Annotated in this window: 17 protein-coding genes and 1 tRNA gene; 8 read left to right on the top strand and 10 right to left on the bottom strand. The window is 39.5% G+C overall.

Features of this window, described 5'->3' with window-relative positions; all coding sequences use genetic code 11:
* The first annotated feature begins 113 nt into the window (after positions 1–113).
* A complete protein-coding gene (locus C3V44_RS04430; RefSeq protein WP_106095669.1) occupies positions 114–1,028 on the top strand; it encodes a PorP/SprF family type IX secretion system membrane protein in 915 nt (304 codons plus the stop codon).
* 18 nt (positions 1,029–1,046) lie between these two features.
* On the opposite strand, the gene C3V44_RS04425 is transcribed toward C3V44_RS04430, so the two are convergent.
* The 6 genes from C3V44_RS04425 to C3V44_RS04400 form a co-directional block, all read right to left on the bottom strand.
* Positions 1,047–1,934, bottom strand: a complete 888-nt coding sequence (locus C3V44_RS04425; protein ID WP_034575857.1) for a DUF4249 family protein — start codon at positions 1,932–1,934, stop codon at positions 1,047–1,049.
* Between the two features lie 20 nt (positions 1,935–1,954).
* Positions 1,955–4,327: a TonB-dependent receptor gene (locus C3V44_RS04420; RefSeq protein ID WP_106095668.1), complete on the bottom strand. Its 2,373-nt coding sequence runs from the start codon at positions 4,325–4,327 to the stop codon at positions 1,955–1,957.
* 322 nt (positions 4,328–4,649) lie between these two features.
* Positions 4,650–5,144 carry a hypothetical protein gene (locus C3V44_RS04415; RefSeq protein ID WP_016478901.1) on the bottom strand — a complete coding sequence of 165 codons (495 nt, stop codon included), beginning with the start codon at positions 5,142–5,144 and terminating at the stop codon, positions 4,650–4,652.
* Between the two features lie 77 nt (positions 5,145–5,221).
* Positions 5,222–5,800 (bottom strand): Crp/Fnr family transcriptional regulator, encoded by a 579-nt coding sequence (locus C3V44_RS04410; protein ID WP_106095667.1) that lies wholly within the window; start codon positions 5,798–5,800, stop codon positions 5,222–5,224.
* A gap of 100 nt (positions 5,801–5,900) precedes the next feature.
* A complete protein-coding gene (locus tag C3V44_RS04405; RefSeq protein ID WP_009410200.1) occupies positions 5,901–6,773 on the bottom strand; it encodes an OmpA family protein in 873 nt (290 codons plus the stop codon).
* Between the two features lie 82 nt (positions 6,774–6,855).
* Positions 6,856–8,538 (bottom strand): OstA-like protein, encoded by a 1,683-nt coding sequence (locus C3V44_RS04400; RefSeq protein WP_002671040.1) that lies wholly within the window; start codon positions 8,536–8,538, stop codon positions 6,856–6,858.
* Positions 8,539–9,037: 499 nt separating this feature from the next.
* Here C3V44_RS04400 and rsmH point away from each other — a divergent pair, with 499 nt between their 5' ends.
* The 4 genes from rsmH to C3V44_RS04380 all read left to right on the top strand — a co-directional run bounded on the left by rsmH (position 9,038) and on the right by C3V44_RS04380 (position 13,814).
* Positions 9,038–9,952 (top strand): 16S rRNA (cytosine(1402)-N(4))-methyltransferase RsmH, encoded by a 915-nt coding sequence (gene rsmH, locus C3V44_RS04395; RefSeq protein WP_106095666.1) that lies wholly within the window; start codon positions 9,038–9,040, stop codon positions 9,950–9,952.
* An 11-nt stretch (positions 9,953–9,963) separates the two neighbouring features.
* The gene (locus C3V44_RS04390) at positions 9,964–10,293 is read left to right on the top strand and encodes an FtsL-like putative cell division protein (protein ID WP_002671172.1); all 330 of its coding nucleotides are present in this window, start codon (positions 9,964–9,966) and stop codon (positions 10,291–10,293) included.
* A gap of 88 nt (positions 10,294–10,381) precedes the next feature.
* A complete protein-coding gene (locus C3V44_RS04385; protein ID WP_371411830.1) occupies positions 10,382–12,349 on the top strand; it encodes a penicillin-binding protein in 1,968 nt (655 codons plus the stop codon).
* A gap of 4 nt (positions 12,350–12,353) precedes the next feature.
* Complete coding sequence (locus C3V44_RS04380; protein ID WP_106095664.1) at positions 12,354–13,814, top strand: UDP-N-acetylmuramoyl-L-alanyl-D-glutamate--2,6-diaminopimelate ligase; 1,461 nt, start codon at positions 12,354–12,356, stop codon at positions 13,812–13,814.
* Positions 13,815–14,005: 191 nt separating this feature from the next.
* On the opposite strand, the gene C3V44_RS04375 is transcribed toward C3V44_RS04380, so the two are convergent.
* Together C3V44_RS04375 and C3V44_RS04370 are read right to left on the bottom strand one after the other, a co-directional pair.
* Positions 14,006–14,079 (bottom strand) — tRNA-Arg (locus C3V44_RS04375).
* 89 nt (positions 14,080–14,168) lie between these two features.
* The gene (locus C3V44_RS04370; RefSeq protein WP_106095663.1) at positions 14,169–15,221 is read right to left on the bottom strand and encodes a branched-chain amino acid aminotransferase; all 1,053 of its coding nucleotides are present in this window, start codon (positions 15,219–15,221) and stop codon (positions 14,169–14,171) included.
* Positions 15,222–15,373: 152 nt separating this feature from the next.
* On the opposite strand from C3V44_RS04370, the gene mnmD reads away from it, so the two are divergent.
* Positions 15,374–16,036 (top strand): tRNA (5-methylaminomethyl-2-thiouridine)(34)-methyltransferase MnmD, encoded by a 663-nt coding sequence (gene mnmD / locus C3V44_RS04365; RefSeq protein WP_106095662.1) that lies wholly within the window; start codon positions 15,374–15,376, stop codon positions 16,034–16,036.
* Here the strand turns inward: mnmD and C3V44_RS04360 are convergent.
* Together C3V44_RS04360 and tsaE are read right to left on the bottom strand one after the other, a co-directional pair.
* The gene (locus C3V44_RS04360) at positions 15,999–17,024 is read right to left on the bottom strand and encodes an o-succinylbenzoate synthase (protein WP_106095661.1); all 1,026 of its coding nucleotides are present in this window, start codon (positions 17,022–17,024) and stop codon (positions 15,999–16,001) included. The genes mnmD and C3V44_RS04360 overlap by 38 nt on opposite strands.
* A gap of 45 nt (positions 17,025–17,069) precedes the next feature.
* Entirely contained in the window at positions 17,070–17,534 is a 465-nt protein-coding gene (gene tsaE, locus C3V44_RS04355) for a tRNA (adenosine(37)-N6)-threonylcarbamoyltransferase complex ATPase subunit type 1 TsaE (RefSeq protein ID WP_174683111.1), read from the bottom strand.
* 312 nt (positions 17,535–17,846) lie between these two features.
* Here tsaE and C3V44_RS04350 point away from each other — a divergent pair, with 312 nt between their 5' ends.
* Both C3V44_RS04350 and ansB read left to right on the top strand, forming a co-directional pair.
* Positions 17,847–19,172: an anaerobic C4-dicarboxylate transporter family protein gene (locus C3V44_RS04350; protein WP_106095660.1), complete on the top strand. Its 1,326-nt coding sequence runs from the start codon at positions 17,847–17,849 to the stop codon at positions 19,170–19,172.
* Positions 19,173–19,228: 56 nt separating this feature from the next.
* Positions 19,229–20,287, top strand: coding sequence for an L-asparaginase 2 (gene ansB / locus C3V44_RS04345; protein ID WP_106095659.1), 1,059 nt, complete (start codon positions 19,229–19,231; stop codon positions 20,285–20,287).
* Positions 20,288–20,309 lie beyond the last annotated feature (22 nt).

Raw genomic sequence — 20,309 nt, 5'->3', positions numbered from 1 at the left:
GTGTTTGAGTTGTTTTTGTTTCTAATTGTTAGTTTATATTGCCTTTACTCAAATATAGGAGCTTTGTAGTTACAATTTGCTCTTATCTTTTATTAGAAGAAATTATTATCAGAATGAAAAGAAGATTACTTATCAGTGTTTTTTTGCTTATCGCAGGAGCACTACAAGCTCAATCTATAGACCCTACGTACATATTTTATCAACAACACCAAAACTTGGTGAATCCAGCTGTAGTGGGTAAGGAAAAGGGGCATACTATTTCAGCAGACATTCGCAACCAATGGCGTGGAATGAATGAAGCTCCTCAAACGCAAACCTTTTTTACCACTCACAAGATAACTGACTGCGTGGGCTTAGGACTTTCAGTAACCAATAATAAAGTATTTATTCAGAAACAAACGGGTGTTTTTGGAGACTTTTCTTATAGAGTGCCTATAAACGAACATTCTAATATCGTAGGAGGAATTAAGTTTGGAGGAGAGTTTTTTAATATTGATATAAGCCAAATACGCACATATAATCACTTGTACAATACGGGACAGAATGCTACGCGCTACGACCCCTATTTGCAAGATATCTCAAGGAAGTTCCAATTCAACTTTGGGGCTGGAGTTTATTATGAATTGCGTGACTTTTATGTAGGGCTATCTATCCCCAATATGCTCGCTTCTGATAAAGTGGGTATGGAAAATGATGTAATGACTTCCGTTGCTGAGAATATGTTATATTATGCAATGGCGGGCTATCATTGGCACATTTCCTCTGATTTTACTCTAAAGCCAAGTGTACAAATACGTCTTGCTAAAAAACAAGAAGCCTCAACAAACTTCACAGTAGCTACTGACTATTTAAACCGTGCTGAGGTAGGGCTTACCTATCGCACTGATAAGGCTTTTAGCTCTTATGTACTCTTCAATATTCCGAATTATTATTTATCAGTGGGATATGGTTTTGAAACCTACTTTCAAACACATCTCAATTTACAATCGCGTAACTCTCACGAGTTTTTAGTACAAGTGAAGTGGTAGTGTGAGCCGTACGGGCAACTATTTTACTGTATATTGTAGCGTAGTATACTGTGCCACCCGAAAACCTCCAAGAGGGTTCTCACGAGAATTTCCTTTGTTCACAATATTACCTATGGGGCGCGTAGGAATAGTAAATGGACCTTGTCCTTCTGATAGTCTTATAAGCATTTGCACAAATTCTTTGTATTGAGGGTGAATCCGATAAAGCGTTACGTTTACAATATCTCCTTTGTTTAACTTATCATTATTGAGTCCTGTCATTATAAAGAAAAACTTATAGTTAGCTATATAGTTGTCGTCCAAAGTCCCGTAAGTAATTTTTTTACTACTACTTTGTGTCAGCCTTACTAAATAAGCATTGGCTACACCATCACTAATACCGTCAAAGTAGAATTTTAACTCTATTTGGTCACCTAAAAAGCCTCCGTTTTCTTTCTGTACTATTTTGTCAGAAGGTATTATAGGAGCTTCAAGCATTTTGCTCTTAGCAGTATAGGTTTGTCCGTTGAGTTCTATGATAAGTTCATAGTCCTTGCCCAATTCAGGAGTGATACCTGCCGGGAATACATAACGGCTACCGCCTTTTAATGTGGCTACGTTATCAGTGGTAATGGTAGAAGTACCGTCCCATAACGAGAGTTGGTACTCTTGTGTTTGTGTTTGAGTATGTGCTTTGATTTTCACAATGGCGTTATCAATAGCAGGTGAAGGCGTATCGCCAAAATAGGCTTCCGTATAACTGATGTCCACTACAGGATAGGCTTTTGTCTCTCCTTTCTTCCAATCGAGAGATGCATCAATCACTAACTTTTGAGGAGCAGAGTCCAATTTTAAATCTATGACCTCTTCACAAGAAGTTAAAGCTAAAGCACTGAGAAGTATAATATAGATATTTCTTATTTTCATAGTAAATAGAGGTTTAAGCATTAGAAACTAAAGTTATAAGTTACACTGGGTATAATACCAAAAATAGAGAGTTTAACGGCTTCATTTTTATGGGTGTCTAAGTTCTCACGAAAGGAAACACTCACAGCATTCTTGCGGTTGTACACGTTGTAAATACCGAAAACCCATTCGCTTTTCCAACGCTTGTTTGGGCGTTGTGGTGTATAGGTAGCCGAAAGATCCAAACGGTGATAAGTAGGCAAGCGGTATTCGTTGCGTTTGCTATAGTCAGGAACACTCATTCCTAAGTAGTTATAACGTCCTACGGGGTAATTAGTAGGTAAACCTGATTGAAAGTTAAATACAGCTCCAAATGTCCATTTAGCAGAGAGCTCATAGGTAGCCGTAATCGAAACATCGTGAGGTTTGTCGTAGGGAGCACTATACCAGTCGCCGTAGTTGATACCTATTTCTTCAGAGGTACGTCCTTTAGTTTGCATTTCCGATTTTGAGAGTGTATAAGCTATCCACCCAGTGAGTTTACCGGTGTTTTTACGCAATAACAGTTCTAAACCATAAGCTCTGTTTTCCCCTGTTAGCAATACTTGTTCAATCGCTTCGTTAGCAATGAGGTTCGCACCGTCTATATAGTCTAAGCGATTTTGCACTTTCTTGTAGTAAGTTTCGACCTCTATGCTGTATTTATCGTCCGAGAAGTTAGAAGCATAACCCAACGCCACTTGGTCAGCTAACTGTGGTTTGATAAACCCATCACTGGGTGCCCATACGTTCAAAGGCGAAGGCGAAGCTGTGTTAGAAATCAAATGTACATATTGAGCCGTGCGTGCATAACTCGCTTTTATTGATTTATTATCGTTGAAAGCATAGCTCATAGTAAAGCGTGGTTCGAAGTTAGAGTACAAATTTATAATACGGTTGCTACCGTAGTACTTCGTCCCAATAGGAGTCGCTTTCTGATAGATTTGTCGGCTCGTGTTAAATATCACAGGGTTGTCATCTTTATACATATTTATTGTGCGTTTCCCTAAGTGATAGAAAGAGCTCAATCTCACTCCGTACGATACCGTAAGAGCTTCTCCTAATTTCTGTTCAGCATCTATATAAAAAGCTGTTTCGGCAGCGTATTTATGGTCAAGAACCTTTTCTTTGATAGTAGAGGCAGGAGATTTAGGGAGGACTTTACCAGGTTTGAAGGTATAATATAGTCCTTGAAAGCCGTAGGTAAATTTAAACTTCTCTGATACATAGTTTTTGAAATCATATTTTAGGTTAAAATTTTCTATCCCTGATCTCCATATCATATCAAGCAAGTTAAAGTCAAACTTATAGTCGTAATTGCTATAAATAACCGAAAGGTTTGAGAAGAGCTTCTCAGTAAATAAGTGATTCCAACGTAAATTCACTAAAGCATTACCATAAGCATTAGTGAGGTTATTGCTCAGTTTAAAAAAGTCCCTACCAAAGTAGCCCGAAAGATACAGCGCATTGTTTGGGTTCAGTTGGTAAGAGAGTTTTGTATTGAGGTCGTAAAAGTACATCGAATTTTCATTGTTGCTCAGTTTGAGGAAGAGATGAGCGTAAGAAGCGCGACCTCCTACTAAAAACGAGGCTTTGTCTTTCACTATAGGACCTTCGGCAAGTAATCGTGAAGAGAGCGCCCCTATGCCCCCTGTGGCCCCAAACTTGTTCTTGTTACCCTCTTTCTGATAAATATCCAAAACCGAAGCAATACGTCCACCATAGCGTGCTGGAATCCCTCCTTTGTATAGCTTCATATCACGTATAGCATCAGCGTTGAAGACACTCAAAAAACCAAAGAGGTGTGATGCATTGAAAATCGTTGCTTCATCAAGAAGCACTAAATTCTGGTCGGCAGCACCTCCACGCACGTTAAATCCTGATGATGCTTCGCCTGCGTTGCTCACCCCTGGCATCTGCATCAGCGTTTTGATAATATCTACTTCACCTACCAATACAGGCAGTTTCTTCACCGTAGCAATAGGAATAGAAGCTACACTCATTTCAGGCTTGCGTACTGCTGTTTTCTGGGTTGTGGTATTTGCAGTTACGTCTACTCCTGTAAGCTGAATAGCCTCAGGCTTCAGTTTGTAATCTTTGCGGATATTCTTGTTTAGTACTATAGTTTCTTGGTGAGTACCATAGCCTATATACTCAATGGTAATGGTATATTTGCCTTCGGGCAAGGTAATAGAATAAAACCCGTACTCGTTGGTAGAGGTACCTGTGTGCAATTCTTTGATGATAAAGTTTACCCCTAAGAGCTTTTCGCCGTTAGAAACATCAGATATCGAACCACTAAGGGTGTACTTGTGCTGTGCAAAAACAGCAGTTGTAGCTACTAAAAACAATAGTAGCAAACATTTTCTTTTCATATGTTACTGTTTTTATTTTTCGGTACAAAAGTATAAGATAAGATGTTTATAGCACTTATCTATTTCTTGTAAAAAGTTATCAATTTTGTGTCTTTTTGAGTGCAAAGGTATAACAATATTGTGGTTTATACAAAAAACTAATCAATTATTAGTGGAACTTACAAAATAATAACCAACGCTTGATTGTTTTTTAACTAAACTTACAACTTTAAAAATCTACTAATTTACCAATTAAAAAAATACCTGTCGTGCTACGACTGCTTGTGTGGCTCGCACTTTCTATTCACTCTTCCATACAAAAAAGTCAGCAATTAGCTTTACACTAACTGCTGACTCTTATCTCATTTGCTAATTTACTAACTACACCTGTGTAGCACGCACAATATATCAACAATATAAGCAGATTGACTCCTCCCAAAACGTCTTCTTTATGTTTTATTGTAAGAAAATCAGAAGTTACTTGGTTCATTTCGTACTGCTGAAAAGCTAAAAGTGAAGTTTCGTAAGATAAAGGTATGATAAAAAACTCACCCAATATAAATACTGCGATTGAAAGTATAAGCAATAGTAAGTTTTTCCGAGTTCTTTGGCATAAGTAAATTACAATATTGCCTATAAGGAACAACCACATTCCCTTAATCATTCCCAGTTGAACCATCGCATCTATAAATCGGCGTTGCCATAAGAAGAACGAAGTGTCTTGTGGTGTAGAAAGCATATTCATCGCTATAAAAGCCGAAATATTTCCTATTAATAAACTAAGCCCCACAATAGTAATAAATTGAGCTACTCGCTGAAGAAGATTTTTACTTTTCATCTGTTATTCTGTTTTTAATTTCTGAGATGCAAAATAATGCAGAAGTGGTGAGATAAAAATTAACTTGGGGTAATAAATTACATATAGGCTATTCTTCTTCTAATTCTGCTCAATGATTGTGGAGTAACTCCTACAAACGAAGCTATGTATTTCTGTGCTACTCGTTGCTCAATATTTTTATATTGTTTCATAAATTTCGAATAACGTTCTTGCGGACTATCAGTAAGTCCCGAAATGATGTATTGTACTGCTTTGATAAAAGTCTCTTCAAGTAGTAGCCTACCAAACCGTTCACCCTCTTCTATTTCTTTGTAAAACCGTTGCAAATTACCGTAAGAAATCATTTGCAAAACACTATCTTCAAGTGCAATGATTGTTTTCTGTGAAGGTGTTTTAGTTATAAAACTCTCATAGTCGCAAACAAAAGTATTCTCTTCGTTAAAGTGTATAGTAAGTTCTTTCCCATCATAATTCATAAATTGCCTCAGTAACCCCTTGTTTACATAACAGAAATGCTTACAGACTTTACCTTCTTGTAGTAGTACCTCTCCTTTGGCAAGATACAAAGGCTCAAAAAGCTCTTCTATAAGAACACAGTCCTTTCCCGAGAGAGCTATATATCCCCTTATCTTGTTTAAAAGTAATTCGTATTTCATCTTCCATACAAAAAAGTCAGCAATTAGCTTTACACTAACTGCTGACTCTTATCTCATTTGTTAATTCATTAATTGTCTGTGCGACTCGCACCGGATCGCACTATTTTCCTTTACCACCGATAGCAGGGTCTTTCATTCCCTCTTCAATCATAGTGTAGAATTGGTCGAGCTTAGGCAATATCACAATACGAGTACGACGGTTTAGGGCACGTCCGTTAGCATCACCATTGCTTGCTAAAGGCACGTAATAGCTACGACCAGCTGCAGTCATACGTTCAGGAGCAACTCCAAAGTCTTTTTGTAAAACACGTACAATCTCGGTAGCACGCATTACGCTCAAATCCCAGTTGTCACGAATACAACTTGTTTTGATGTTTACGTTATCGGTGTGTCCTTCCACCATAAACTCAAAGTCAGGTTTATTTTTAACCACTTTTGCAACTTTTTCAAGTACGCTCTTTGCGTTTTTAGAAATAGTGTAGCTACCACTGCTGAAAAGCATCTTATCAGAGATATTGATAAATACCACACCTTTTTCTACTTTGATGTCTACATCTTGGTCGTCTAAGTTACCCAACACTCCTTTGAGGCTTTGTACCAAGGCGAGGTTTATTGAGTCACGACGGGTAACAGCATCGCGCAAATTCTTGATAGTTAAATCTTTTTCACGCAAGCTTTCCAATGATTTTTCAAGGTTCTCAGCACCTTTTTGGGTAAGCGTAGTAAGGTTACCCATATTGTTGATGAGCTGCTGATTGTTTTCTTTGAGCAAGTCGTTCTGATTTTTCATACTCTCCAACTTGTGAGTCAAGTTGTTCTTTTCGTCTAAACACATATTGAGTTTTACGGTAGCAGTGTTTAGCAAATCCTCAGTCTGTTTGTTTCTTGCTTCTAATTCAGCATACTTCTTTTTGGATACGCACGATGTGGTAATTAATCCCAACACCGACATTGCGATAATAAATTTTTTCATATAGTTTATGTTTTAAAATTAATCAATAGGCAAATGTACGCCTTTTTTTATTATTGTGCAATAAAAATGCCAACTTTTCGTCTTATTTGCTTTTTGGTTTCTCTTTAGCCTTCTCTTTCCCTGCCTTATTCTCTTTTTTAAGCGACGGATTTGCAAGCAGATTCTCCTCCTCGTCTATCTCCTCAGGGGTCTTCATTCCCTTAATTTTCTTGGGTTTTATTTTCTTCTCCGCATCGCTAAAAATCTCTTCTTTACTGCGGATACGTTCATCACCTCGCCATATAAATTCCTTAAACTTACGGTCGTTCACGTGTAATTTATCGTCTGGGTATAAATTCCCCGATGGTTGTGTAATAAACACCGTTTGTTGTATTTGCTGGTCTTTGTTTAAATAGAGCTTAATATGACTACAAGTCAGTTTGTTGATACCTACCAGCTCCTTAGCGTCGTTATACACGTAATAAATAGACTCGGTATTCTGCAAAAAGTCTATTTGTCGCAAAACATTTTTCTTGAATTTGCCATACAAGAACTTACCTTTCACTTGGTTATAGCCATCGCCCAAACTGTCTTTCTCTACCACCAGTGCGTTGTTAAACACTTTCAAAGAGTCCAATTGCTCGGTCTTCGTATTGGCAATCAGGTGAATATTGTCACCCGTCATTTGGCTTTCGCCCGTCCAAGCTACAGGTTTGCCCACCATTTGGGTCAGCCCATTAGCCTCGTCAGAATGAATTGAATCGCACTTGGCTTGCATATCACTTTTGAAAATACGAGCATCGGGGTAAGCGCGAATCACGCGGTGTTGCGGTTTGCCAGTAACCAAAATGCGCTTGCCGTGCATATACATCGAGTCTTTCTCCACTAATGTGATTACCACTGCCTTTTTGGTGATAAACATCGAATCTTTTGCCTTGTGAATTTCGCCGTAATGCCCTCGTACAAAGGTCTTGTTTACCGTGTCCGAAATGAAGATATTGTTAGAGCCCGAAGAAAACTGACGGCGTTTATCAAAATACAAACTATCGCCCACCAAGGTTTTTAGGTCGTATTCTATCTTGGCGTGCTTCATAAAATAACCCAATTGTCTACGCGTATCGTAAAAACCTCGCTCACAATACACTTTGTAGTCAGCGCCCACAATGGTAGTTTTGCCGTAAAAATAGGCGTTGCCCGAATTGTGATAATAGTCCAACACCTGCGAATTAACCGTAAAATCTCTATTGACAATCTTTACCGAATTGGTAAATTGGTTTTTCTTAGTCGTTACGTAATACTTTCCTGTTTTGCTGGTGAGCTCATTTTCAGGGTCAGTAATTTTCCCGAAATTGTTGTAATAAGCCTCCTGAGAGTTGCGGTCGAAGAAGAGTTCTTGGGTTTCCAGCGTCATATTCCCATTGCGCAATAGCACGTTCTCGCGGGCTACAGCCGTTTTAGTATTCCCTTTATACGATACGTACTGACTGTTCATTTGTAGTGTGTCGCCTTGCTGTAGCACTACATTGCCGTGTGCAATCACCTCGTTTTTCTCCTCGTAGAGCACTGCCAAATCGCACCACACGTCTAACCCTTGATGTCGAAACTGTACCCGTTGTCCGTCCGATTTAAAGATAGTAGCCCCAGGATATTTCTCATTGTCAATCGTAAATTCCCCCCCGTAGATAATTTCGATACGGCGGGTCTTGCTATTGTCATTCTGAGCCCAAAGGTTAGTACAAAAGGTTAATAAACAAGTGAATAATATATAGTAATACGTTTTTTTCATTCAAATTCATTCCAATGATGGTGCAAAGATACGAAAATAATCATAAATGCCAATACATCTATGCCCCACACATCAATTTTTATACCATTCTCTTCCAGTTCACAGCCTTTACTGTTTCTATATTCCTCCTTTTTCGTCTCTATATACTTTCGTTTTTCCAGTCTTCTTCCTTCGCTTAATTAACACTTTTTAACTCTTCACCCTTCGCTCTTAATCCCTCATTCTTAACTACTTATATACCTTTTCTATACTAATCGTCCAAGATTCGTATAAGCTTCCTATAAGCTTTCTATAAGCTAACTATACCATAACCCTATCTTCGATACTTTCCGATACTCTCCGAGATTCTCCGATAACACACCTTTGCAATCCCTTCAAAACCTTCTCCATTTCCTCATTCTCTCATTTCCTCATTCTCCCATTTTCTCATTTAATTTAAATTTGGTGGTTGAGTATTAAATTCGTACCTTTGCACTCTATTATATCACGTAGCAAGTAAATGAACAATAACACTCCCTATCATACTCCTGTACTCTTAACGCAAAGCATTGAGGGACTGAATATCAAAGATAATGGCACTTATGTCGACGTTACCTTTGGTGGGGGAGGGCATTCGCGCGAAATCTTAAAGCACCTCGGTAAAAACGGACGCCTCTATGCGTTCGACCAAGATGCCGACGCCCTTAATAATACCATCGATGATGAACGTTTTACTCTTATTCAGCAAAACTTTAAGTATCTGCGTCAGTATTTGCGCTTTTATGGAGTAACACAAGTAGATGGGGTTTTGGGTGATTTTGGGGTTTCCTCTCACCAGTTCGATGTAGCTGAGCGCGGTTTCTCTACTCGTTTTGAAGGTACACTCGATATGCGTATGAACCAGCAAGCTCCTCTTTCAGCCCAAGAAGTCGTCAATGAGTATGGCGAGATAGAACTCACTCATATCTTTTTTCAATATGGCGAACTAAAAAATGCCAAAGCGATAGCCCGTGCCATAATCAGTTACCGAGAGCAGAAGCCAATACGCTTAGGCAGTGAACTACAAGAGGCAGTAAAAGCTCTCTTGCCTAAATTTAAAGAGAACAAAGTGTTAGCACAAATCTATCAAGCCATTCGTATAGAGGTAAATGCCGAAATAGAAGCTTTGGAATCATTTTTGCTACAACTCCCTACCGTAGTCAAGCCCCAAGGGCGTATCAGCCTTATCAGCTATCATTCACTCGAAGACCGCTGTGTAAAACGCTTCATTCGAGACGGACAGTTAGAAGGAGCTCCTGAGAAAGATTGGTATGGCAATGTGTCAGTACCCTTTAAAAAAGTAGGCGGTCTCATCACTCCTGATGATACTGAAATAGCACAAAACAGCCGTGCTCGTAGTGCCAAACTCCGTATCGCCGAACGTTTAAACTCATAACTGAAAAAAAAATGGGAAAAGCCACTGATGAAATAAAGAATATATTGCGAGGAAAATTTTTGGTAGAAGGTAAAGAAGCTACCCGAAATTGGTTTTTCATAAGCTTCCTTTTTGCTTTGGGAGTTATAATGATAGCCAGCTCGCATATGGTAGACCGCAAAGTACACCAAATAGCTAAGCTCAACGACGAAGTAAATGAGCTCAAGAGTGAATTCGTCGATGTGCGTTCGCGTTTGCAGAAAGTGCGTTTGGAGTCTTCGCTTTTAGAACAATTAGAAAGTAAAGGACTCAAACAACCCGAAAAACCACCACAAAAAATAAAGGCAATTGTAGAAGAGTAATCTTTGAGATAATAGATAATACAAGTAGAAAGAAGCATTGGAAAAAAACGATAAAAAGATAACATCGCGCACTTATTTGGTAGCTATTATGATGCTACTGATGATAGGTGTCATTGCGGTAAAGCTCATAAAAATACAAATTGACGGTGATGAGTATCGCGCCAAAGTAGACGAAACTACCTTGCGAGAAGCTGATATTATCCCCAGTCAAGGTAATTTGTATTCTGATGATGGTAGCTTACTTGCCACTTCGGTAACTCGGTATGATATCCGTTGGGACGGTATTGCGCCTTCCAGAGCTAATTTCAATAGGTATGTAAAACCCCTCAGCGATTCGCTTTCGCGTATGTTTGGAAAACCCAATAGCTATTACTTAAATCTCTTTAAAAAAGAACGTAGCTTAAAAAATCGCTATATGCTCGTAGCCACTAATCTGGGTTATAGCGAGTACTCCCGAATCAAGAAATTCCCTCTCTTCAATAAAGGTCCTTATAAAGGCGGTATCATCGTCGAGCGCAATATAAAACGCGAATATCCATTAGGAGGGATTGCACACCGCAGTATCGGCTATGCCCGTACTGATGAAACAGGCTATACTACCCGTGTAGGTTTGGAAGGTGCTTATGCCAGCTATTTGTTAGGAACCAAAGGTCGACGCGTAGAACAAAAAATAGCACAAGGACAGTGGAAACTTGCCAGTGGTTTTAATATCATCGAACCTAAGGACGGCTACGATGTAGTGTCTACCATCAATATCAATATCCAAGATATCGCTCACCACGCTTTGCTTACACAACTTAAAAAATACAAGGCTCATCACGGTTGTGTGATAGTAATGGAGGTGAATACAGGTGAGATAAAAGCTATTTCTAACTTAGAGCTGAATACTAGAAACGATACATATTCTGAGCGTTATAACTTTGCTATTGGTGAAGCACACGAACCTGGTTCAGTCTTCAAACTAATGACGGTAGTAGCCGCTATGGAAGCCCGCAATATCGATACGACTTATGTGGTAGATATCAAGGAAGGAAAACAACAGTATTACGATAAGACTTTTCAAGACTCTCAACATAGGTTTACAGGAAATATAAGTCTGAACAAAGCTTTTTCGGTTTCTTCTAATGTCGGAATGACTGAACTCGTGCATAGTCTCTTTTCAAAGTCTCCTTCTGATTTTACTACCAAGCTCATTCAAATGAACCTAAATCAACCCTTAGGTTTACCTATTTTAGGTGAAGGGATTCCCTATATTCCTACACCTCGCGACAAAATATGGAGTGGGGTAACGCTTGAGTCAATGGCAATAGGTTACTCCGTAAAGATTACTCCTTTGCAAAGCTTGGCTTTCTATAATGCAATTGCCAACGGGGGAGTAATGGTCAAACCTCGAATGATAAAAGAAGTAAAGGAATGGAATAAAACAGTAGAGAAGTTCAATGTAGAAATTGTCAATGGTAAAATATGTTCTAAACAAACTGCTGACCGTGCCAAGGGACTATTGGCTAATGTAGTAGAACGTTCCTACGGTTCAGGACATCGCCTCCATTCTCCCGATTTCTCAATGGCAGGTAAAACAGGTACAGCCCGTAAGAACTATGCTAGTGCCGATAAGAGTAAGCTTAGCTATATATCTTCATTTGCAGGCTTCTTTCCTGTCGATAACCCGAAATACTCTTGTATAGTGGTAATTCACGAACCCGATAAGAGTGTAGGTTTCTATGGTGCCGATGTATCAGGACCTGTATTTAAGAGTATTGCTCATAAAATCTATACCAATTCGCTGTTGATGGATACGGTAGAAAATGTAGATAAAATATCAGCGAGTACTACTACAAACTACGAAGATTACTACGCCAAAGCTGCTAAGTACAAAACTATAATGCCCGACCTTAGCGGTATGAACGTAATGGACGCTGTTGCTCTCTTGGAGAATATGGGCTTACGAGTGAAATTCTCTGGTGAAGGTAAAGTAAGCGCACAATCAATTGCCAAAGGTACTAAAGTGCCCCGCAATATAGTAGTAGTGTTACAATGTGGCAAATTAGAGAATTAACATTATGAACTTAAAAACATTACTTAAAAACATCACTATAAAAACTTCCCTTTATGTGGAAGATAAAGATATTACCTCCGTTTGCTTCGACTCCCGCAAGGTCGAAAAGGGAAGTATGTTTGTTGCCATCACGGGCACGCAATCTAACGGACACGAATACATAGACCAAGCTATACGCAGTGGTGCTACTGCTATCGTATGTGAGCAATTACCTCAACAGCCCTTGCCTGATGTGAGCTATATAGTAGTCCCCAATAGTCATAGTGCTTTAGCCTTGATTGCAGCTAACTTCTATGGCAATCCTTCCGAAAAACTTACCTTAGTAGGCGTAACAGGTACTAACGGAAAGACTACCATTGCAACGCTTCTCTACCAATTGTTTAGAAAAGCAGGACAAAAAGCGGGGTTGCTCTCCACAGTGGCGGTATACGTAGACGACCAGCGCTTTGAAGCAACTCACACCACCCCCGACCCTCTTCAACTGAATCATTATCTGCACTTAATGGTAGAACAAGGGGTGAAATATTGCTTTATGGAAGTGAGCTCTCACGGCATCGACCAGCATCGTACTGAAGGACTACAGTTCGCAGGAGGTATTTTCACTAACCTCACCCGCGACCACCTCGACTATCACAAAACCTTTGCTGCCTATCGCGATGTGAAAAAGCGTTTCTTTGATGCGTTACCCGCTACCGCTTTTGCCTTAGTAAACAACGATGATAAGAATGGGGCTTTTATGTTACAAAATACCAAAGCTCAAAAGAAAACATACGCACTCAAAACTCACGCAGATTATAAGGCATATATCATTGAGAGTAGATTTGACGGCTTGCTGTTGCGCATCAATCAGCACGAGGTATGGACAAAACTCATAGGTGAGTTTAATGCCTATAACCTTTTGGCGGTATATGCTACAGCTACTCTATTGGGTATTGACGAACTCGAAACGCTTACTCTTATCAGTGCCATAGAACCTGTGGCAGGACGTTTTCAGTATGCAGTATCGGCTACGGGAGTGATTACCATAGTGGATTATGCTCATACCCCCGATGCCCTTGAAAACGTTCTGAAAACCATCAACGATATACGCACTCACAACGAGACCCTCACTACCGTAGTGGGCTGTGGAGGCAATCGCGACAAAGGTAAACGCCCTATAATGGCTGATATAGCTACAAACCTCAGCGATAATGTAATCCTCACTTCCGACAATCCTCGCAACGAAGAACCTGAGACAATTCTTTCCGAAATGGAACAAGGGGTACAGCCACAATACTTCCACAAAGTACAAACCATCACCGACCGTCGTCAGGCAATACAATCTGTTTGCAAGAACGCTCAAAAAGGTGATATTATCCTCATCGCCGGTAAGGGACACGAAACTTACCAAGAAATTAAAGGCGTTAGACACCATTTTGACGACTTTGAAATCGTACGGGAATACTTGGAGCTCTATAAGAAATAAGATTAGGTTTTAAGAGGGAAGTTTTTAAGTATTTACATCATTATAAAAATAAACTTTTCCAAGAACTTAAAGCTCTTGGAAAAGTTTATTATGCCACTACTTTGTTTTAAGATTTAAATTGTATAAATTTATTTTCCTTATACGACGTTCATTAAGATAAAAAAGCTCCAACTTTGTTGGAGCTTTTTTCGTGACCTCGACAGGATTCAAACCTGTAACCTTCTGAGCCGTAATCAGATGCGCTATTCAGTTGCGCCACGAGGCCATTGTTGTTCTTGTTTTACGGGTGCAAAGGTACGACCTTTTTTGAAACCTGCAAACTTTTTCACAACTTTTTCACAAATTATTTTCTTCTTACTTTACTTGCACTCTCCAGCCGAAGGGATCTTCAGCCTTGTTATACTGAATGTTAAGTATCGCTTGTTTGATTTTATCGGTATATAATTCAGCAGGACGATTTACGCTGTAATCTTTGCCTTTGTAGCCAAATCCAGATATAGGGCTAATTACCGCTGCCGTTCCGCAACCAAATGCTTCTTTCAATTCACCTTTTTCAGCAGCTTCGATAAGTTCGTTTACTTTCACTGGACGAATTTCGGTTTTGATACCTAATTTTTCGGCTACTGTAATGATACTTTTACGAGTTACCCCATCAAGAATACGCTCACTAGTAGGGCAAGTAACAAGGGTGTCACCAAAACGGAACCATAGGTTCATTGTACCTGCTTCTTCTAAGAATTGGTGTGTAGCATCGTCTGTCCACATTACTTGTTGATAGCCTTCATTGGCAGCTTCCTGAGTAGGGAAAAACTGACCTGCGTAGTTACCTGCTGCTTTAGCAAAACCAAAACCTCCATTAGCAGCACGGCTGTAATAGTCGGCTATTTTTACTTTTACATCGCCTTTGTAGTAGGCCTGTACAGGGGCAGTAATAATCATAAAAAGGTAGTTTTTAGCAGGAGCCGCTTGTACGCCAGCAGTAGTAGCAATCATAAATGGGCGCAAATAGAGGGCATTGCCAAAACCTGGTTTTATCCACTCACTATCAATATCTACAAGAGTGCGGAGTGCTTGGTCAAACCATTCTTCAGGAAACTCAGGCATTGCCAATCGTGCGCAAGATTTGTTGATACGTTTATAGTTTTCTTGTGGACGGAAAAGAAAAACGTGTCCGTTGTCATCTTTATAAGCTTTCATTCCCTCAAAAACAGCTTGCCCATAGTGGAATACGCTTGCTGAAGGCTCAAGGGTTATAGGAGCATAAGGTTTGATGGTTGGGTTTTGCCACTGTCCATCTTTGTATTCGCAGATGAACATATGGTCAGCAAAAGTTTTACCAAAACTCAGTTTTGAAAAGTCTATCTGGTTAATACGACTTTCTTTTACTTTTTCAATTTTTAAATTCATATTGTTTTAGTTTTTGATTTTGTCTAAATTTTTGTCAAAGGTACAAAATATTTTTTAACTTTGTCGCGTAAAACACAAAAATCTTTACCTATATTTTTCAACGCACTAACTATTAAACGATTACTTGTTACTTTTTATCTTTTACCTAGACAATGACTCACGAACTTATAAAAACCTCTGATGGTTCTACCAGCTTTTATATTCCACAGTTGGACGAGACCTATCACTCAGTACACGGCGCGCTTCAAGAAACTCAGCACGTGTTTATCAAGAACGGACTGCAACTATTTGACCATCAAAGCATCTCTATCTTAGAAATTGGATTTGGCACGGGGCTCAACGCTTTGGCTACTTACAAAGAGCACGAATCCTTGCAACTCAACATTCACTACGAAACGGTAGAAGCCTACCCACTTTCGTGTGACGAAGCCTCGCAAATGAACTTTCCACAGATGCTCAACGCTACAGCACTCGTGCCCGTTTTTGAGCAGATGCACCGTTGTGAGTGGAACAAACTCATTACCCTATCACCCTCTTTTAGTTTTAAAAAGCGATTACAACGTTTTGAAACTATTAGTGATGTCGATAGTTTTGACCTTATTTATTTCGATGCTTTTGGGGCGCAAGTACAACCTGAATTGTGGCAAGAAGCTATTTTCCAACAAATGTACACTGCCCTTAAACAAGGAGGCTATTTGGTAACCTACGCTGCCAAAGGCTCTGTGCGTCGTGCAATGCAGGCTTGTGGTTTTATGGTGGAACGATTACCAGGACCGCCTATGAAAAGGGAAATGTTACGCGCTCACAAGGATTAAAGCCCAAATGTCCGTTTTTCACATAGAGTGGAAAAGGTAAGTTGTTAGTATACAATGCTCCTGTACCTAAACCTTGGGGCATTGGGTTGCGAAGTGTGTACGTCCACTGCGCAATGGCATTAAGCCCTATGTTGCTCTCCAAAGCCGATGTTATCCACCAACCTATGCCTAATGTTTCGGCGAGGGTTATCCATTCTTCAGAACCTCTATAACCTCCTATGAGCGAAGGTTTTAAAATGATATACTGCGGTTGTATATCTCTCAGAAGCCGTTGTTTTTCTTCCCTTGTAAATACCCCTATCAATTCCTCGTCGAGGGCGATAGGTAGAGGTGTTTGCTCACATAGTTCAGCCATCGCTTCCCACTGTCCTGCGCGTATAGGTTGCTCAATAGAGTGTAATTGCAAAGTAGCCAAGCGTTCTAAATACCTCAGTGCTTCATTTGCTTGAAACGCACCATTAGCATCTACTCGTATTTCTATATCGCTTGCCGAAAACTCATTGCGCAAGGCTTTTAAAATGCGATATTCTTCTTCAAAGTCGATCGCTCCTATCTTCATTTTGATACAGCGAAAACCCTGAGCGAGTTTCTCTTTTATCTGCGTTTTCATAAAGTCGGGAGAGCCCATCCAAATGAGTCCATTAATAGGTATAGCGTCTTTGCCCTTCGTAAAGTTCGAAGGAAAGAGCTCGTACCAGTGTGGAGCTGCTACCGACCTAAATGCTTGTTCCACCCCAAATTGTATAGACGGAAAAGTCTTGAGCTCTTCTAATAAAGCCTTTTCTCCCAAGAGTAAGTGTTGTTCTACCCATTGCAATTTGGCCTCATAATCAGGTACGTCATCGGCACTAAGCCCACGAAAGAGATTGCATTCTCCTATGCCTTTTTTGCCCTCTTGTTCTATTACTAAAAAGAAGGTTTCTTTGGAGGTAAGAACCCCTCTTGATGTCCCCGAAGGACGTTTAAAATTGAGAATGTGTTTAATCATAATTTGGTGCGAGCCGCACAAGCATTTTATCAATTTGTCAATTTTCTAATTGCTAACTACTAATTTTCTATGGTTTTTATCTATTTGTATCAATTCGACTGTGGTATAAGTATCAGGCAAGTATTTTTCAACCTTTTCTGCCCATTCAATAAAACACCAATCGCCAGAGTAGAGGTATTCTTCAAAGCCAATATCAAAAGCCTCTTCCTCGTTTTTAATACGGTAGAAATCGAAGTGGTAAATCTTATCATTAGTACCTTCATAAGAGTTCACAAGGCTAAAAGTAGGGCTGCTCACATTGTCTGTACTACCTAGGGCACGCACCAAGGCTTTGATGAGTGTTGTTTTGCCAAATCCCATTCCTCCTTTGAAAATCAACACTTTGCAGTGTAAGTGAGGAAGAAGTTTTTTCGCAATTGTATCGATATCCGCTAAAGTGTAGGTAAATTCCATAATGTTATTTTTGAGGGCAAAGGTAGCAAATAATTGCGAATGTCCTCCGTTCGACATTGAAAAGAATTTTTAATGTTATATACAAAAATCTTAAAAAATCAAAAAATGGAAATTAACTGAATTATAGAAATTATATTATTTTTAACTATTGTATATCAAGTGTTTATATACCTTTTGTATAACAATCTTCCAAGATTCGTTCAAGGTTCCTATAAGCTTTCTATAAGCTAAGTATAAGTTATCTCCTAAATTTAAAAGTTCTTTTTATTTTAAAAAATATCCTTTTTTTCTTTTTTGTTTTCAAAAACTTTCGTATCTTTGACCCGAAATTAGTATTTGCTAATTGTTATTGTCAATTATTCATTGAATATGGTATATATAGAATTATTAATCGTGCTCCTCGCTATCTTTGTAGGAGCCAGAGTAGGAGGTATTGGGCTCGGTATCTTCGGTATGATAGGTTTAGGAATTCTGGTCTTTTGTTTTGGACTCAAACCTGGTAATCCGCCTATCGATGTAATGCTTATCATTGTAGCAGTTATTACAGCGGCTGCTACCTTGCAAGCAGCGGGAGGTTTAGATTATTTGGTGAAGGTAGCCGAGAAAATTCTGCGCAAAAATCCCGCTATGATTACCTTCTTGGCGCCTGTAGTCTGCTACTTTTTTACTTTGTTTTCAGGTACAGGTCACATTGCCTATTCGCTTTTGCCTATCATCTCCGAAATTGCTACCGATAGCAAGGTACGCCCTGAGCGTCCCCTTTCTATATCGGTAATAGCTTCGCAACAGGCTATTACAGCCAGCCCTATTTCGGCAGCTACAGCCGCTTTACTTTCAGCTGAGCTCTTAGGTAGTAAAGGTATTACGTTAGGTAATATCCTGATGGTGTGTATCCCCGCTACGATTATCGGGGTAATTGTGGGTGCTATAGCCGTGAGTTTTATGGGCGTTCCTCTCGAAAAAGACCCTGAATACCAACGCCGTTTACGTGAAGGTCTTTTAGAAAAAGAAAGTCATACCGCTTCGCAAATGACCGGTAAAGACCTGCAAAGAGCCAAAACGTCAGTGATTATATTCCTTATAGGAGTCCTCTCTATCGTACTTTTTGGTTCTATTGATACCTTGCGTCCATCTTTTGAAGTAGGAGGTGAGAAAGTACAAATGGGAATGACCCAACTCATCGAAATTATAATGATGTCTATCGCTGGTTTGATGATTATCTTTGCTCGAGTAGACATCAATAAAGCAGTAAAAGGTTCGGTATTTATTGCAGGTATGCAAGCCGTGATAGCTATTTTTGGGATTGCTTGGATGGGAGATACCTTTTTCAATGGCAATATTGAGTTCTTCAAAATGCACATCGAACAAATAGTTACTCAATATCCTTTCCTCTTTGCAGTAGCCCTTTTTGTAATGTCTGTTCTTTTATTTAGTCAAGCCGCTACGGTACGAACTCTTTATCCGTTAGGGATTGCCTTAGGCATTCACCCAATGGCACTCATAGCAATGTTCCCTGCCGTGAATGGCTATTTCTTTATCCCTAATTATCCTACCGTAGTAGCTGCTATCAATTTCGATAGAACAGGTACCACTCGCATAGGCAAGTACGTGCTGAACCACTCGTTCCAAATTCCTGGTTTTGTAGCTACTATTGTAGCCATTGCGGTAGGTTACCTAATAATTATGTTTATGTGAAAAATCTAATTTCTAATTCTTAACTTTCCATTTAAAACTAATAACTAAAATTATATATGATGACATTGATGAAAAAAATTGCCCTCTCATTGCTTTTAATGATGACTGTGGCAGTCTTTGCGCAACAAAAGCCAAAGATTCGTATTTTAGCTACTGGCGGTACTATCGCAGGAGTAAGTAAATCGAATACTGAAACCAACTATAAAGCTGGTGAACTTGGTATTTATCAACTCTTGGAAGCAGTGCCTGAAGTGAAGAATGTAGCCAATGTAAGTGGTGAACAGATTGTGAAAATCGGTTCACAAGATATGAACGATGAGGTATGGCTCACCCTTGCCAAACGCATCAATCAGCTCTTAAATAAAGAAGGTTATGATGGTGTGGTAATCACCCACGGTACCGATACAATGGAAGAAACCGCCTACTTTCTTAACCTTACCGTACACAGCAAAAAACCTGTGGTAATGGTAGGAGCAATGCGTCCTGCTACCGGTATGAGTGCCGATGGTCCTCTAAACCTTTATAACGCAGTAGTAACTGCTGCCGATAAAAATGCTATGGGGCGTGGGGTAATGGTGTGTATGAACGACATCGTACTTGATGCCAAAGATGTGATTAAAACCAATACCACTGCTGTCGAAACTTTCCAAGGAGCTAACTATGGCAAATTGGCATACATTCACAACGGTAAGGTATTCTTTAATCGCACTCCTGAAAACAAACACACTTATCAATCTGTTTTCAATGTAGATAATCTTAAAGAATTACCTAAAGTAGGTATCGTATACAGTTATTCTAACGTATCCGAATTGCCAATGAAAGCTTTTATGGACGCTAAATTCGATGGTATTGTACACGCAGGAGTAGGTAATGGTAACCTCTATCACACTATCTTCGATTTGGCAGTAAAAGCTAGAGAACAAGGCATTCAGTTTGTGCGTTCTTCACGCGTACCTACAGGAGCAACAACTCTCGATGCCGAAGTAGATGATGCTAAATATCAATTTGTAGCTGCACAAGCACTCAACCCACAAAAAGCTCGTGTTCTATTGATGTTAGCACTCACTAAAACCAAAGACTGGAAACAAATCCAAAAATACTTTAATGAATATTAAGATTTAGTCTTTAATCGTTAGC

Source organism: Capnocytophaga sp. oral taxon 864 (assembly GCF_002998835.1).
GTDB classification, from domain to species: Bacteria; Bacteroidota; Bacteroidia; order Flavobacteriales; family Flavobacteriaceae; genus Capnocytophaga; species Capnocytophaga ochracea.
Note: the sequence above shows the minus strand (reverse complement) of the source record. Positions and strands in the feature narration are given on the sequence as shown.

Excerpts from the sequence above, each read along its gene's own strand:
- C3V44_RS04430 (WP_106095669.1), top strand. The coding sequence starts at position 114 with ATGAAAAGAAGATTACTTATCAGTGTTTTTTTGCTTATCGCAGGAGCA.
- C3V44_RS04425 (WP_034575857.1), bottom strand. The coding sequence starts at position 1,934 with ATGAAAATAAGAAATATCTATATTATACTTCTCAGTGCTTTAGCTTTA.
- C3V44_RS04420 (WP_106095668.1), bottom strand. The coding sequence starts at position 4,327 with ATGAAAAGAAAATGTTTGCTACTATTGTTTTTAGTAGCTACAACTGCT.
- C3V44_RS04415 (WP_016478901.1), bottom strand. The coding sequence starts at position 5,144 with ATGAAAAGTAAAAATCTTCTTCAGCGAGTAGCTCAATTTATTACTATT.
- C3V44_RS04410 (WP_106095667.1), bottom strand. The coding sequence starts at position 5,800 with ATGAAATACGAATTACTTTTAAACAAGATAAGGGGATATATAGCTCTC.
- C3V44_RS04405 (WP_009410200.1), bottom strand. The coding sequence starts at position 6,773 with ATGAAAAAATTTATTATCGCAATGTCGGTGTTGGGATTAATTACCACA.
- C3V44_RS04400 (WP_002671040.1), bottom strand. The coding sequence starts at position 8,538 with ATGAAAAAAACGTATTACTATATATTATTCACTTGTTTATTAACCTTT.
- rsmH (WP_106095666.1), top strand. The coding sequence starts at position 9,038 with ATGAACAATAACACTCCCTATCATACTCCTGTACTCTTAACGCAAAGC.
- C3V44_RS04390 (WP_002671172.1), top strand. The coding sequence starts at position 9,964 with ATGGGAAAAGCCACTGATGAAATAAAGAATATATTGCGAGGAAAATTT.
- C3V44_RS04385 (WP_371411830.1), top strand. The coding sequence starts at position 10,382 with ATGATGCTACTGATGATAGGTGTCATTGCGGTAAAGCTCATAAAAATA.
- C3V44_RS04380 (WP_106095664.1), top strand. The coding sequence starts at position 12,354 with ATGAACTTAAAAACATTACTTAAAAACATCACTATAAAAACTTCCCTT.
- C3V44_RS04370 (WP_106095663.1), bottom strand. The coding sequence starts at position 15,221 with ATGAATTTAAAAATTGAAAAAGTAAAAGAAAGTCGTATTAACCAGATA.
- mnmD (WP_106095662.1), top strand. The coding sequence starts at position 15,374 with ATGACTCACGAACTTATAAAAACCTCTGATGGTTCTACCAGCTTTTAT.
- C3V44_RS04360 (WP_106095661.1), bottom strand. The coding sequence starts at position 17,024 with ATGATTAAACACATTCTCAATTTTAAACGTCCTTCGGGGACATCAAGA.
- tsaE (WP_174683111.1), bottom strand. The coding sequence starts at position 17,534 with ATGTCGAACGGAGGACATTCGCAATTATTTGCTACCTTTGCCCTCAAA.
- C3V44_RS04350 (WP_106095660.1), top strand. The coding sequence starts at position 17,847 with ATGGTATATATAGAATTATTAATCGTGCTCCTCGCTATCTTTGTAGGA.
- ansB (WP_106095659.1), top strand. The coding sequence starts at position 19,229 with ATGATGACATTGATGAAAAAAATTGCCCTCTCATTGCTTTTAATGATG.